The following is a 14,361-nucleotide window of genomic DNA, read 5'->3' as shown; positions in this document are numbered from 1 at the left end:
ATGTCTACGAAACCCTGGGCGATTCACTTGGTGTCTTCCTGCTTGCGGTTGCCGGCCAAGTCCAGGGTGTAGTGGATCGTATTGCCGGCGTTATCGATGACGTCGGTCAACCGCTGAGCCGCATCGTAGGTGTAACGCGTATACACACTACCGGGCAGCGTCACTTTCTTGACCAGACCGGTGGGTTCGTACTCGATACGGGTGATGCGATCGTCGGTTTCCACTGCGTTGTCGGCGCCACGGACCTTGGTGGCGGTCAGCCAGCCGCGCGACTGGTACTCGTAGTCGGTGACCACGCCGTTGGGATCGATCACCGACAGCGGACGGCCTTGCGGGTCGTAACCAAGCACTTCCGTGGTACGGCCGAGCGCGTCGATGGTCTTGCGCAGGTCGCCCTTGCGGTAGGTGCACAACGTGGGCTGAGTGGCGCAGGTGCTGTCGTCGCTGCCGTAGTACTCGAAGCGGACTACGTCGTTGACGTCGCTGCGTGGACCGTCCACCGACTTGGGCAGACCGAGGATCGGGCAGACGCTATTGCTGGCAGCAACGTCTGCTGCCTCGCAGTAAGCGTACGTCGTCGCGCGGGTCTCGTTACTGACCGCGTCGCGCACGGTAACCGTGGCCGGCTGCAATCGTGCATTGCGGACGATGCGGGTCTCGCGATTGCCGATCCGGCTAAAGATGAGGCGATTACTAGAAATGTCGGTGCGCCGGTCGCTGATGCGTTCTTCGGCGAGTCCCGCAGCTTCTTTGACGGTATGCGTGCGCGCGAGCTGGCCGGTTATTACATCGTTGGCCTCGGCATAGCTGTGTTGTGTTTCCACACTCTGTCGGTCCTTTACCGTGCTCAACCGGCGCCGGAAATCGACGGTTTCGTCCAGATAGGTGCGAGTGATGCTTCCGCGAACATCGGTGAATTGGCTGGGCTTGCGCGGCAGGCCGTTTGGCCCGGCCGCCCCCACGCCATAGGTGGTGGCCCGACCGAGCGCGTCGGTCACGATCGACCCGCCCGCAACTGGGTAGGTCAAGGTCACTGAGTCGACGCCGCCGGCATGCGTGCTTGATATAACTCGAGCCTTATCGTCGTACGCAAACGTGCTGTAGCGTTGCCCATCCTCTCTGGTCACGCCGGTCAGAAAGCGTGGAAAGCGAGAGTCTTCGTAATGGTAAGTGCGGACACCTCCACCTGCATAAGTGACAGTTTCGACTTGACCGCCGGCAGTGTAGGTGTAACTGGCTAGAGCAACACCAGCCGAGCGAATAGCCACGATCGGTGCGTTATCGCCACCAGCGCTGTACTCGAATACCAAGCTTCGGCCGTTGCTATGGGTGATCGTAGCCAATCGCCGTGACGCGTCATACGAATAACTCAACGAACTTCCGTCTTCAAACCGTTGCTCTATTAGACGTCCGCTGGGGTTGAATCGCAGAACACGATCCGAGCGATACAGCAGCCAATCGGTGCCATCGGCGACAACACGGTCGCCGCTACCGTCGTCGGCCTCGTATGCCGAACTGACGGCGGTGAACGAAATCTGCGACCCATCGGACTCGACCAACCCGACCCGCAAGGTTTGGTTGGGGTCCATGGGATCCGTGCCGACTGCGAGTTGGATATTGTGCGAATGTGTCCAGCCATCACCGAAGCCGCTGCGCCCCGCCGAAGCCATCGAGTGGTAGTGTCGGTCGAATGCGATCCAACCCAGGTCGAAATCGGGCGCTGGTTCGGACTTGTCACCGGTGGTGGGATCGCATGGATTGCCGACCGGGCATTCGTTTTTTGGTAACGGCGCGGTTTCGTAAGTGATCTGGAACGGCGGGCCGCCGCAGGCTTGCTGATCTTCGCGCCATGACAGCAAGGCGTCATTCGGACACGTAACGTCGCGATCGCGCTTCAATGAGCCACTGAGGTTGACGGTGTCGCATTGACTGCCAGTCCAGGCAGATCGCGTACCCGTGTAGTCGCTGTACCCCATCGTAGCGGTCTTGTCGTCGTCCCAGAAAATCTCTTCGCTCCAATCAGGTGCGATTTGGATCGTAGTGACCGCCGCACAACCTTCGTCGGCGCTCTCCTGGTTGTAGCGCTGAATGAGTTGAGCCTTGAGCGCTTCGACTGAACCAACCTCGGGGGGATTACCGCTGGTGAACTGGCTGTATCGCCAGGGCTCAATAATCGGCGGAAGCGGCTCGAAATCGTAGTTATAAAGCGCTCTGCTGCCGAGGACGACGTTACCGGTGACAAGCAATTTTGATGCCGCTCCCCCAGGATAGTTTGAGAGGAAGGTCTTTATCTCTTGTTGAATTCCCGACTCAGTGCGCTGAGGCTGAGTCGGAATCGAATTGCTGATCCAAAGCTTTCCAGCTTCTTGGGCCTGGACACTCGCGCTGAGCGCAACCCCTAGAGAAATCGCCAGTGCGGCGGCGCGGGGACGCCGGTTGTGAGCGGCTAGCGGAACTCCATTTCGTCTCGACATCACTATCTCCTTGTGGGGCAGTCAGGTGCCCGGGATTACAGGTCGGCTTGTGTCGCACACGCACGAAGTCGCGCCGCTAGACTAAGAGCGGTCTCTAAGATGAGAAATCGGGGACGGCGGCAATCCATTGCAGGCCTTATCGTGGGTGCTTTCAGATACTGAGAGCAGACTGTCTCAGCAATTCGGACGTTACACGCCTACCCACCTGTTTGAACAGGGGACAAACTCCCCCAGAACGTGACCTTGCTCAATCCGGCCATTCATCTGAGTTATGCATGGCGTTTCCCCCACATCTGGCCGACTACATGCCCGTCAAGTCCGATGGTTGAATTGACATGGCATCCGTTCGTGAGGCGCATCTGGCGATAACCGGGTGCGCGCTCGAATCCTCAATCAAATCTAAATCAGACTGTTAGCTCCGACATCGCTAGATTCGGCGCAGCCGCCTCGATTTTCCCGTCGCGCAAGAACACGTTGTAAGGTGGCACCGCACCTTCGATTCGCCCCCAAGCGCGCATCGACTGACCGTCCAACGAGGTGAGGGAGCTCGTGCCGTCTTCGTTGTGAGAGGTGACGGTGGCTAGCAGTCGAGGATTGGCCGGAAGTAGGTCGAAGAAGTCGCGCCACAGGTTAGCTGGCATCGGTGTAGTGCCTCTCCAGCGTTACGGTTTGAATGATCTCAATGGCCTTTTCGGAACGCGTCGCTTCGATTCGAACCGCGGTGGCCAAGCCGATCCAAGCGCCGGCGCCGGTCACCCGATTTACCAACTGCATCGGCAGCACCAGGCCGGTTTGGCCAAGCTCCAAGGGGCTGTGGAACAGAGGTATGTCTGCCTCCACGACCGCCTGCCCTCCCCGATCACTCAAGACGTTGCGCCCGCGCTCCCGCGCACCGTCGAGGTGAGTGATCAGCTGGTCCACCTGTTGCGGCGCATACGTCTGCCCCGCTTCGCCCTCTCTACGAACTCGGGCCGCTACGCCGACCTGCTCGCCGGCGACTATCACGGCGTCGAAGATTGGCCTGCTCTGCAACTGCAGGCGTTCGCCCAGGACGATGTCGTCCTGCAAGGTCGCATCGGGCGTGGTAGTGGTCCGGTCCCAGGGCGATACCGGGTACCGCGGCCGGATCTGCAGCAGAGGATCGCTCGGGTGCGACTGCACGACGGCGCCGGCGCCCTCTGCCAAGCGAATGAGTGCCGCCATCGGAGTCAGCGAATCGAAGTACCAAGCGCCAGCGGTGACAAGCCAATCAACCGTTGCGTATTCAACTGTGCACGCCGAACCCAGAACCTCCGCGTTCGCCAGTTGCGCCATCGTTCGGACCTGATCCACCTCGACGCTGCGCGCCGGCGCATACGGCTCGGCCAACAACGCCGACACCGACCTCCCCGCCATTGAAACGCTGAGCTGTCCGAACGACTGGCCTTTGTCGAATGATTCGATGGCGAACACCCACCGGTATCCGTTGAGAGTCACCTCGACCTGCCTTGGACCGGTCGCCGACGGCGTCAGCTCGGCGATCTGCTCGGCCCTCAACAAGGACAGTCTCAGATCCCAGCACCACGCATCGCGGCCGCCGGAAATGGAGACCGAATCGACATCGATCGGCAGCCGATCAGGCAGCCGCACCACTTGCACCGTGTTGAGCACGACGTAGGTTCTCCGTTGCGGCCGGACGTCCCAGCAAAGGGCCAGTCCAAGATTGAGCGGGATGCGCCGCGAATCGCCGGCGAAGACTGAGCACCCCAAGTTCAGACCGACGAATCGGCCATCGACGATTCCAGGTTCAGGCGGCTTTGGCGGCTCAACCGGTGGCCGCACGATCCAGTCGAGACCGCGGCCGATTCCCCAAGGTATCCGAAAGGGCCTCGTCACCTTGGGCGGCGACCGCCAGGACGACCGCGCCGCAGACCGCAGTTCGAGAGCTAGCGATCGCCACTGCGCTCGGGCCTGTCCGAACGTGGTGGGCGGCGCCGACCATCGCGCGCGGAACGCCTTGGTCGCGGCGGAATGCCCAATGCCCCAACCGATGAGTGCGGCGCCATCGCGGCGCTTCGGGTACCGCCAACTCGATGTCAGTACTTGCGCGGCCGCGGCGGAGCCGTAGGCCCAAGGCACGCCAGTCTCCGCCTTGCGTGCAGTCAATCCGCCCCACCCGGCCACGAGGCTCACGATCTCGCTGGCCAGCCCTCCCCACAGCAACTCTGACTGAGCGCCGCAGGCTTCGGCGCCGCCACACCTTCTGCGCGCACCTGGTCATGGCCGGGGTGCCACTGCGGCGGGTACAATTGTTGGCTGGCCATGCCGATTACAAGACCACTGAGATCTATGCCCATTTGGCGCCAGAGGGGGCCAAGGGAGCTGTGGATAAGCTCAGGTTCTAGCACACGCATAGCACAACCACTTGGAGTGGCTGACCTAAGCCATTGATTTTAAAGCCAGGCCCCGTAGCTCAGCTGGATAGAGCATCCCCCTCCTAAGGGGAAGGTCACACGTTCGAATCGTGTCGGGGTCGCCATCCATGCGCAGCGCGCGTCCCGCGCGTTGCCGTCGCGTCCTCCGCGGCGCCCGCCTTTCCGTTTCGCCACGCCCCCCGGCGTGCCACCACATGGAGCTTTCGGTATGACCCACCCCGTTCTCGCCGCCCTGGGACTCAAAGACAATGAGTCCGGCACCTACCTCGGCCACGGCGAATGGTCCAAGACCGCCGACGCCGGCGTGCTGGAACCCGTCAATCCCACCGACGGCGAAGTGCTGGCGCGCGTGCAGGCGTCCTCGCAGAACGACTACGACACCATCGTCGAGCGCGCCCAGGCCGCCTTCGCAGTGTGGCGCACCACCCCGGCTCCGCGCCGCGGCGAAGCCATCCGCCTGTGCGCCGACGCGCTGCGCAAGCACAAGGACGCGCTGGGTTCGCTGGTCGCGCTGGAAATGGGCAAGTCCAAGCCCGAGGGCGACGGCGAAGTGCAGGAGATGATCGACATCGGCGATTTCGCCGTCGGTCTGTCGCGCCAGTTGTACGGCCTGACCATGCATTCGGAGCGTCCGGGCCACCGCATGTACGAGCAGTGGCATCCGCTCGGCATCGTCGGCGTGATCTCGGCGTTCAACTTCCCCGTCGCGGTGTGGGCGTGGAACTCGTTCATCGCGGCGATCTGCGGCGACATCACCATCTGGAAGCCCTCGCCCAAGACCCCGCTGTCGGCGATCGCCTCGATGAAGGTCTGCAACGAAGCGCTGCGCGCCGGCGGCTTCCCGGACATCTTCTTCCTGTTCAACGATGCCGGCACCGAGCTGGCGTCGAACTTCGTCGACGACAAGCGCATCGGCCTGGTGAGCTTCACCGGTTCGACCAAGGTCGGCCGCATCGTCGGCGAGCGCGTCGCCCGCCGCATGGGCCGTTCGCTGCTGGAACTGGGCGGCAACAACGCGATCATCGTCGATGCCTCGGCCGATCTGAAGCTGGCGATCCCGGCGATCGCGTTCGGCGCGGTCGGCACCGCCGGCCAGCGCTGCACCACCACGCGCCGTTTGTTCGTGCACGAGTCGATCCATGACGACGTGCTGGCCAAGCTGGTCGCCGCGTTCAAGCAGGTCGAGAAGAAGATCGGCGACCCGACCGACCCGGCCAACCTGATGGGTCCGCTCAACAGCCGCGATGCGGTGCAGGCCTATCTGGACGCGGTCGAGAAGGCCAAGGCCAGCGGCGGCAAGGTCGAAACCGGCGGCGCGGCGATCGAGCGCAAGGGCAACTTCGTCCTGCCGACCATCATCACCGGCCTGACCAACGACGCCGAAGTGGTGCAGACCGAAACCTTCGCGCCGATCCTGTACGTGATGAAGTTCAAGACGCTCGATGAAGCCATCGCGCTGCAGAACGACGTGCCGCAGGGCCTGTCGTCGTCGATCTTCACCGCCAACCTCAAGGCCGCCGAAGCGTTCCTGTCGGCCGCGGGCTCCGATTGCGGCATCGCCAACGTCAACATCGGCACCTCCGGCGCCGAGATCGGCGGCGCGTTCGGCGGCGAGAAGGAAACCGGCGGCGGCCGCGAGTCGGGTTCCGACGCATGGCGCGCCTACATGCGCCGCCAGACCAATACGATCAACTACTCCGATGCGCTGCCGCTGGCGCAGGGAATCAAGTTCGATCTGTAACACGAGGCGGCGGACGATGCGCTGCTTCGCTCCGCCGCCAGCGCCATTGCCGCCAGGGTTCGCCCTGGCGGCAATGGACGCATGCCGCCGGTCCCTCATCGGCATCCGGCGAGCGCTATGACCGCCGATAGCCCTACAGATATCCCGAGCGCGCCGTTTCTGCTCGAAGGCGTGCTGGATGCGTTGTGCGTCGAAGACGAACCGCAGCGGCTGCTGGCCCGGATCGCGCAACACCTTCCCGACGACACCGCCGCCGCCGCCGCGATCGCGCACGCGGCGCGCGACATCGAGCACGCGCTGGTTTTCGCCGAAGACACGCAGTACTTCGCTGGCCTGATCGATGGCCAGGCGGTGTGCGGCGTATTCGCCGGCGCCGGCAGACTCAAGCCCGGCCATCGGGTGAAAGCCGCGGTTTCGCGCAAGGGCCGGGCCTTGTTCGCGCATGCCATTCTCGACCCGCAGCAAGGCTGGCTGTGGATACACCATGCACGCGGCAGCGCCGCGGACGCGAAGGCGGAGCGGCGGCTGGCGTTGTGGCTGTTCTGCCTGTGCGCGCCCGGCATGGCCGCGATAGTCGGGCTGTCGTCGTGGCTGGGCGGGCCAGGGGTGCGCGATCCGCTGACAGTTCAGATGTGGTTTCTGCTCGGCAATGCGCTCGTGTTCGGCGGCATGGCTTTGTCGGCCGGCTACAGAATGGATCGGCGTTGCGAGTCCAATAACTCGGTACTCGGCTTGCTCGGTTTTGCCGATGCGCGCCGGGTCGATCTGACTCGCTACCGGATCCAGCAATTGGAGACGGACAAGCACTTGCGATTCATCCGTGAGAACAAGAACGCCTTGCGCTCCGGACAGATGCAGCCGATCCAAGCGCCCGCGTTCCTGCGCGAATCCGCCTGCGAAAATCGCGATGTCCATGATTACCGACAGGCGATCGCGGACGGGAAAGCCACGGTTACGCGCTGAGTTCCGGCGCTTTTGTAGGAGGGGCTTCAGCCCCGATGCTTTTCTTTCCGAACCGGTGAATTTTGGCGATCGGAAAGAGAAGCATCGGGGCTGAAGCCCCTCCCACAAAAGCAGCCCTGCTCACGAAACCTGTCGAAAATGGCTGAATAGCCGCGTCCCGCCTCAGTCCCAGGCGAGTGCCGAAGCCGCCATGAGCCGATGGTCGCAGACTTCGACGCCATCGCTTGACCGCCCCCATCCTCCGTGCCTAGCGTGAATTCGCCAGATGGACTGGCGACACATGAGGAAGCCTTGTGAATACACGGAACCGTAGCATCCGCCTCACCGCGATCGCGTTCGGCGTCTTCGGCTTCGCCGCCGCGCTGACCGCCACCGCGGGCATTCCCGACTGCAGATATTGTCTGGAAGGCTATTACCAGTGCAGGGACAACACCCCGGACGCGCAGCCCAGTTGCATGGATCAGCTGTTCCAATGCCAGATCGACAACAGGTGCGACCCGAGCCTGCCGCCGGATTGAAGCATCGCACGCGAGGACAGAGGCAAGCCGACCCGCGCACGCTCAGTGCGCGGGTTTTGTTCTTGCGCCGCGCGGCGAGCGCGGGACGACCACACAGGTGCAAGACTTTCAGGACGTGCCCGCCGCCGGCGCGCATCGTATGCTGTGACGGTGTTCAAATAACGAAGGAACGAATCCGATGCAAATGCCTGTCCGCCAGACCAATACCCTGGCCGTGCTCAGCCTGATCGCAGGCATTCTCGGCTGGACCCTGCTGCCCTTCCTCGGCAGCATCGCCGCGATCATCACCGGCCACCTCGCCCGCGGCCAGATCCGCCGCGAGCCGCAGCGCTACGACGGCGACGGACTGGCCCTCGGCGGCCTGATCCTGGGCTGGAGCTCGGTCATCATCGCGGTGCTGACCGTGATCGTGGCGATCCTGTTCTTCGGCGGCATCGCCGCGGTGCTGGCCTTCGCCGGCACGCGTTGAGCGCTGCGGCCGCCGGCCAATCCATCTGCTGCATCGCAGCTTGTCTGCGTCCGCGCGCTCGCCCAGGGTGACGCGTTCCGGCGCACCGGAACGCGGCGGCCGGAACCACCCACCTCACTCAAGGACGCACACATGAAGGCATGGACCCGCAACTCCCGACTCGCCGCCGTGGCCCTGGCCGTCTTCGGCTTCGGCGCTTCGCTCAGCGCCCTGGCCAGCGACGATGCGCAGTGCGCGCAATGCCGTTTGGAATACGAAAGCTGCCTGCTCAACGCCGAGTCGCCGAACCAGGCCAGCGGCTGCCAGGTGCGTTTCGCCGCGTGCGTGAGCACGCTGGATTGCCCGGTCATGGACATCTGAGCCCGGCGCCGCGGTGCGCCGGCGTTCGCGCGCACCGCGGCACGGTTCCGCGAGCCGCCCGCCCGCCGATGCCGCCTCGACGCTGATCCAGGCCACAACGCAGCAGTAAACAAGGGCCGAGCAACGAACCGGCCCGTACCACGCATCCCAAATCGCGCCAGTGGACGATCGCCATGCTCGCCCGCGGGCACCGGCTTGGGCGATAATCGGGTTTCCTCGACCCGAGCGCCCCCCCGACCTCGTGTATAGCCTTGCCCGCCCCTTCCTCTTCGGACTGGATGCCGAACGAGCCCACGGACTTGGCCTGACGGCGCTGGAGACGGCTTATCGCAGCGGCCTCAACCCGCTGATGGCGCGAGTGCCCAAGCCGCTGCCGACCAAAGTCCTCGGCCTGAGCTTCCCCAACCCGGTCGGCCTGGCCGCCGGCCTGGACAAGAACGGCGCCCATATCGATGCGCTGCTGGCGCTGGGTTTCGGCTTCATCGAAATCGGCACCGTCACGCCCAAGCCGCAGGCCGGCAACCCCAAGCCGCGCATGTTCCGCCTGCCCGAGCAGCAGGCGGTGATCAACCGCCTGGGCTTCAACAACGACGGCGTCGATGCGCTGGTGCGCAACGTGTCCAAGGCGCGCCGCCGCGGCGGCCTGCTCGGCATCAACATCGGCAAGAACAAGGACACGCCCAACGACAGCGCGGAGAACGACTACCTGCACTGTCTGGAGCGCGTGTATCCGCTGGCCGACTACATCACCGTCAACATCTCCTCGCCCAACACCGCGGGCCTGCGCGAACTGCAGGAAGAGCAATCGCTGCGGCGCCTGATCGGCACCCTGCGCGAGGCCCAGGAAAAGTTCGCCGCGCGCGAGGGCAAGCGGGTGCCGATGCTGGTCAAGATCGCGCCCGACCTGTCCGACGACGACATCGAAGCCGCTGGCCGCGTGCTGGGCGAGTTGCAGGTCGACGGCGTGATCGCCACCAACACCACCATCGCCCGCGAAGGCGTGGAAGGCAGCCCATTCGCGAACGAAACCGGCGGCCTGTCCGGCGGGCCGCTGATGAGCCAGTCCACCACGGTGCTGCGCAAGATGCGCACGCGCCTGCCCGAGAGCATCCCGATGATCGGCGTGGGCGGCATCCTCACCGGCGCCGACGCGGTCACCAAGATGGCCGCCGGCGCGAGCCTGGTGCAGTGCTATTCGGGTCTGGTGTATCGCGGGCCGGCCTTGGTCAACGAATGCGTCGAAGCCATCCGCCGTCGCAAGGAAGCGCCCAGCCGTGGCCATGTGCCGCCGACGATCTGAGCCCGCCGCCATCCCTCGCCACCCGTCCCGCTCAGAATCACGCGCATGACTTCGAACCTTCGCATCGTGCGCGATGCCCCGCTGCGACAGCGCAACACCTTCGGCGTCGCCGCGCGCGCGCCGTGGCTGGTCTCGATCGACGATCCCGCCGCCTTGCCGCAGGCACTGCAATCCGCGCCGCTGCGCGACGGGCTGGCCCTGGTGCTCGGCGGCGGCAGCAACCTGCTGTTCGCCGGCGATCCCGACGGCGCGGTGCTGGAACTCAGCGGCCGTAGCGTGCAGGTGCTGCGCCACGAAGACGAACACGCGATCGTGCGCGCCGATGCCGGCGTGCAATGGCACGGCTTCGTCCTGCAATCGCTGGCGCTGGGCTACGCCGGCCTGGAAAACCTGGCGCTGATTCCCGGCACCGTCGGCGCTTCGCCGATCCAGAACATCGGCGCCTACGGCGTGGAAGTGCGCGATTTCGTCCAAGCCGTGGAAGCCTTCGAACCGGCCAGCGGGCAATGGCATCGATTCGATAACGCCGCCTGCGGCTTCGGCTATCGCGACAGCCGCTTCAAGCAATCGCCCGACCGTTATCTGATCAGCTCGGTCGAATTCGCCCTGCCGCTGCGGCCCGCGCTGAAGCTCGACTACGCCGGCCTCGGCGAGGAACTGGCGGCGATGGGCGTGGACGCGCCGACGCCGCAGAACGTGGCCGACGCGGTGATCGCGATCCGCCGCCGCAAGCTGCCCGACCCGGCCGTGCTGGGCAATGCCGGCAGCTTCTTCAAGAATCCCATCCTGCCCGCTGCGCAAGCCGAGGCCTTGCTGGCGCGGCATCCGGCGATGCCGGTGTTCCGCGGCGCCGATGCCGGCACGCGCAAGCTTTCGGCGGCGTGGCTGATCGACGCCTGCGGCTGGAAAGGCCATCGCGACGGCGATGCCGGCGTGTCGCCGGCGCACGCGCTGGTGCTGGTCAATCACGGCGGCGCGAGCGGTCAGCAACTGCTCGACCTCGCCCGCCGCATCGCCGAATCGGTGCAGGCGCGCTTTCAGGTCGCCATCGAACCGGAGCCGCGCATCGTCGGCGCCCGCTGGTGAGCGCCGCCGCGCCCGTCCATCCGATGCGCGCCGCCGGCCTGATGCTGGCCAGCACCTTGTGTTTCGGCGGCATGGCCATCGCGATCCGGCTGGCCTCGCAGTCGCTGCATACCTTCGAGGTGGCGTTCTTCCGCAACCTGTTCGGCCTGCTCGCGGTGTTGCCGCTGCTGCTGGGCGCGCAGCGCGCCGAGCTGCGCACCAAGCAGTTGCCGAAGTATTTCGTGCGTTGCCTGATCGGCATCTGCTCGATGCTGGCCGGGTTCTGGGCGATCGGCCACCTGCCCTTGGCGCAGGCGATCTCGCTGACCTATTCCACGCCGATCTTCGTCACCATCGCCGTGGTGCTGTTCCTGCACGAACAAGTGCGCGCGCGACGCTGGCTGGCGGTGGCGGCCGGCTTCATCGGCGTGCTGGTGATCGTGCGGCCGGGTTCGGCGGAGTTTTCCATCGACAGTCTGGCGGCGTTGCTGGCGGCGGTGCTGGGCGGGGTGATTTCGATCCAGATCAAGCAACTGTCGCGGATCGATTCGGCCAACACCATCGTCTTGTACACCTATGCGTTCTGGGTGCCGATGTCGTTGTTGCCGGCCTTGTTCGTGTGGCAGTGGCCGCACGGCATCACCTGGGTGTGGATCGTCGCCGCGGGCGTGTTCGGCACCGGCGGGCAGGTGTTGTGGACGCATGCGCTCAAGCTCGGCGAAGTCTCGGCGCTGACGCCGATCAGCTTCACCCAGCTGCCGCTGGTCGCGACCGCGGGCTGGTTGTGGTTCGGCGAATCGCTGGACGCGTACACCGTCGTCGGCGCGGCGATCATCCTGGGCTCCAACGCCTACATCGCCCATCGCGAAGCGGTGCTGGCGCGGCGGCGGGCTTCGGTCGCGGCGACGGCGGGGGCGGTACCGGGGGAGTGACGGGGCGGCCGGTTCGCGTCGGCTTCATCGAATAAACGCGTCAATTCGCCCCCTTTGAAAAAGGGGGCGGCGCGCTGCGTTGGTTCGATGTTTGAACTTACTCATCGCTCGGGGGATTTGCTCTTTAGGGTGATGGGCAAGCAAGAGCGAATCCCCCCCAGCCCCCCCTTTTTCAAAGGGGGGGGGAACAGCAACAGCAGCGATCTCGAACAAGCGCGTCAATTCGCCCCCTTTGAAAAAGGGGGCGGCGCGCTGCGTTGGCTCGATGTTTGAACTCGCTTTCATCGCGCGGGGGATTTGCTTTTTGCGGTGATGGGCGAGCAAGAGCGAATCCCCCCTGCCCCCCTTTTTCAAAGGGCGCAACAGCAACGGCAATAGCAGCAGCAACAGCTACCACGACGCCACATCACGCAACCGGCTTGACCCACGACACGTCCGCGCATTCGTCGATGTCAGTCACATGCTGCAGCGCAAGAACCCGCCTCGCGCGACAGCGGTTTCCGTGACGCGCAACGGGGCAATAGCGGTCACTGGCAGCCGCATTCGCGGTCAATCTGCCCCCACACGACGAAACACGCCGTATCGCGATTGACCCTTCACGCCCCCGCGGCTATCCAGACGCAGCAGTACGGAGGGGAACCCGGTCGCGCGCATGCCCTAGCACGCGCCGGAGCGCGTTTGCCTCCTCCCTTCATGACGATCAAAGGAGAGAGACATCATGGCACTGAGCCGTCACGTGGCCGTCGTCCTTCTGGGCGGCGCCGTCGCCCTGTCCAGCCTGCCCTCGCAGGCCGAGCAAGGCGATTACGGTTTCTTCGAAACGATCCGCAACCTGATTTCGCCGCCCCAGGCGAACAACAAGGTCCAACCCGCGCAGCGCACCGGCCAATACCCGCTGCTGAGCCGCGATACCGCACGCGCCGACGGATTCGATCCGGCCGCGTACTACCAATGGCAGACCGTGCAACTGCCGGCGGAAACCGGCGCGATCTGCGGCAACGGTTCGCCGTACAAGGTCTTCGTCAATCGCGTCCCCGACACCACCAACACCATCATCTACATGGAAGGCGGCGGCGCGTGCTGGGACTACGCCAGCTGCACCGGCGCCACCGGCGTGCGCGGCGCGCGCAATCCCAACGGCGTGCCCGACGACTACATGAAGCTGCTCAATCCGGGTGCGAGCCTGGTCAGCCCGTTCGTGACCCGCGTCAGCCCGTTCGATGCGGTCAAGACCCAGGGCTGGAACATGGTCTACGTGCCCTACTGCACCGGCGACATCTACAGCGGCGACAAAGTCGCGGTGTACGACGATCCCACCGGGCAGAAACCGCCGCTGGTGTGGCACCACAACGGCCTGCGCAACACGCGCGCGATCACCGCCTGGCTCAAGGACAACCTGCCGCGTCCGGGCCAGATGCTCAGCACCGGCTGCAGCGCCGGCGGCGCCGGCAGCCTGATCTCCTACGACTCGGTGCGCAGCGATCTGGCCCCCACCAGCGCCTACCTGATCGACGATTCCGGCCCGATCTTCCCCACCCCGAGCAACGGCAATCCGGCCGAATATCCCTCGCAGCCGCTGATGAGCAAGATCCGCGAAGTGTGGGGCCTGGACGCGCCGAACGGCCCGCTCGCCTTCCTCGCCGCGGGTCTGCCGCAGATCGATCTCAACGAACTGGGCTCGATCTATCCCGCGCTGGCCAACAAGCACCGCAACGACCGCCTGGGCCAGACGCATTTCTGGCAGGACCTGAACTATTCGTCGTATTCGTATGAGCGTTTCCACGACGATATCCAGCAGGCGCCGACGCAAGCGGCCAAGGAAGCGTTGATCCACGCCAAGTGGGGCGCCGACACCCAGCGGCTGGCCGCGCGCTTGAACGGCCTGGACAACTTCGGCGGCTATTTCCCGCAGTACCGCGCCTTGAACGAAAGCCACTGCACGACCATCGTCGATTTCAAGAACGGCGACGTGCAGGCGCAGAACCTGGAGTTGAAGAACTTCATCGACAGCGTCCTGGACGGCAACGGCAAGGTGCTCGACGCCAGCGAAGCCAGCGATGCGGCCGACAAGGCCAAGCCGTTCAACCTGCTGTACTGGCTGGTCGATCAGCTGTTGGCCTGACGA

15 protein-coding genes and 1 tRNA gene are annotated in these 14,361 nt (G+C 64.8%); 12 read left to right on the top strand and 4 right to left on the bottom strand.

Annotated elements, in window-relative coordinates:
* Positions 1-23: 23 nt before the first annotated feature.
* Positions 24-2,474: a DUF6531 domain-containing protein gene (locus LG3211_RS24775; protein ID WP_083512390.1), complete on the bottom strand. Its 2,451-nt coding sequence runs from the start codon at positions 2,472-2,474 to the stop codon at positions 24-26.
* Between the two features lie 630 nt (positions 2,475-3,104).
* Positions 3,105-4,124, bottom strand: a complete 1,020-nt coding sequence (locus tag LG3211_RS08195; protein ID WP_148648799.1) for a hypothetical protein — start codon at positions 4,122-4,124, stop codon at positions 3,105-3,107.
* Between the two features lie 422 nt (positions 4,125-4,546).
* Here LG3211_RS08195 and LG3211_RS27285 point away from each other — a divergent pair, with 422 nt between their 5' ends.
* From LG3211_RS27285 to LG3211_RS08180, 4 genes are all read left to right on the top strand, one after another.
* Positions 4,547-4,858, top strand: a complete 312-nt coding sequence (locus LG3211_RS27285; RefSeq protein ID WP_083512389.1) for a tyrosine-type recombinase/integrase — start codon at positions 4,547-4,549, stop codon at positions 4,856-4,858.
* A 57-nt stretch (positions 4,859-4,915) separates the two neighbouring features.
* Positions 4,916-4,992: transfer RNA gene (locus LG3211_RS08190), tRNA-Arg, on the top strand.
* Between the two features lie 104 nt (positions 4,993-5,096).
* Positions 5,097-6,629 carry an L-piperidine-6-carboxylate dehydrogenase gene (gene amaB / locus LG3211_RS08185; RefSeq protein ID WP_057942401.1) on the top strand — a complete coding sequence of 511 codons (1,533 nt, stop codon included), beginning with the start codon at positions 5,097-5,099 and terminating at the stop codon, positions 6,627-6,629.
* Between the two features lie 117 nt (positions 6,630-6,746).
* A complete protein-coding gene (locus LG3211_RS08180; RefSeq protein WP_057942400.1) occupies positions 6,747-7,592 on the top strand; it encodes a hypothetical protein in 846 nt (281 codons plus the stop codon).
* Here the strand turns inward: LG3211_RS08180 and LG3211_RS27440 are convergent.
* Positions 7,582-7,677: a DUF6053 domain-containing protein gene (locus LG3211_RS27440; protein WP_425479968.1), complete on the bottom strand. Its 96-nt coding sequence runs from the start codon at positions 7,675-7,677 to the stop codon at positions 7,582-7,584. The genes LG3211_RS08180 and LG3211_RS27440 overlap by 11 nt on opposite strands.
* Between LG3211_RS27440 and LG3211_RS27435 the strand changes: the two genes are divergently transcribed.
* From LG3211_RS27435 to LG3211_RS08150, 7 genes are all read left to right on the top strand, one after another.
* Positions 7,655-7,738 carry a DUF6053 domain-containing protein gene (locus LG3211_RS27435; protein ID WP_386793577.1) on the top strand — a complete coding sequence of 28 codons (84 nt, stop codon included), beginning with the start codon at positions 7,655-7,657 and terminating at the stop codon, positions 7,736-7,738. The two genes, LG3211_RS27440 and LG3211_RS27435, sit on opposite strands and share 23 nt — an antisense overlap.
* 147 nt (positions 7,739-7,885) lie before the next feature.
* Positions 7,886-8,110: a hypothetical protein gene (locus tag LG3211_RS08175; RefSeq protein ID WP_057942399.1), complete on the top strand. Its 225-nt coding sequence runs from the start codon at positions 7,886-7,888 to the stop codon at positions 8,108-8,110.
* Positions 8,111-8,288: 178 nt separating this feature from the next.
* The gene (locus LG3211_RS08170) at positions 8,289-8,579 is read left to right on the top strand and encodes a DUF4190 domain-containing protein (RefSeq protein WP_057942398.1); all 291 of its coding nucleotides are present in this window, start codon (positions 8,289-8,291) and stop codon (positions 8,577-8,579) included.
* Positions 8,580-8,711: 132 nt separating this feature from the next.
* Positions 8,712-8,939, top strand: a complete 228-nt coding sequence (locus LG3211_RS08165) for a hypothetical protein (protein WP_057942397.1) — start codon at positions 8,712-8,714, stop codon at positions 8,937-8,939.
* Between the two features lie 241 nt (positions 8,940-9,180).
* Positions 9,181-10,239: a quinone-dependent dihydroorotate dehydrogenase gene (locus LG3211_RS08160; protein WP_057942396.1), complete on the top strand. Its 1,059-nt coding sequence runs from the start codon at positions 9,181-9,183 to the stop codon at positions 10,237-10,239.
* 45 nt (positions 10,240-10,284) lie between these two features.
* Positions 10,285-11,325 (top strand): UDP-N-acetylmuramate dehydrogenase, encoded by a 1,041-nt coding sequence (gene murB / locus LG3211_RS08155; RefSeq protein WP_057942395.1) that lies wholly within the window; start codon positions 10,285-10,287, stop codon positions 11,323-11,325.
* A 23-nt stretch (positions 11,326-11,348) separates the two neighbouring features.
* The gene (locus tag LG3211_RS08150; protein ID WP_057945357.1) at positions 11,349-12,236 is read left to right on the top strand and encodes a DMT family transporter; all 888 of its coding nucleotides are present in this window, start codon (positions 11,349-11,351) and stop codon (positions 12,234-12,236) included.
* A gap of 24 nt (positions 12,237-12,260) precedes the next feature.
* On the opposite strand, the gene LG3211_RS25525 is transcribed toward LG3211_RS08150, so the two are convergent.
* The gene (locus LG3211_RS25525; protein WP_148648798.1) at positions 12,261-12,560 is read right to left on the bottom strand and encodes a hypothetical protein; all 300 of its coding nucleotides are present in this window, start codon (positions 12,558-12,560) and stop codon (positions 12,261-12,263) included.
* 394 nt (positions 12,561-12,954) lie between these two features.
* On the opposite strand from LG3211_RS25525, the gene LG3211_RS08145 reads away from it, so the two are divergent.
* Entirely contained in the window at positions 12,955-14,358 is a 1,404-nt protein-coding gene (locus LG3211_RS08145) for a pectin acetylesterase-family hydrolase (RefSeq protein WP_057942394.1), read from the top strand.
* The last annotated feature ends 3 nt before the right edge of the window (positions 14,359-14,361 follow it).

It is taken from the genome of Lysobacter gummosus (assembly GCF_001442805.1).
GTDB lineage: Bacteria > Pseudomonadota > Gammaproteobacteria > Xanthomonadales > Xanthomonadaceae > Lysobacter > Lysobacter gummosus.
Note: the sequence above shows the minus strand (reverse complement) of the source record. Positions and strands in the feature narration are given on the sequence as shown.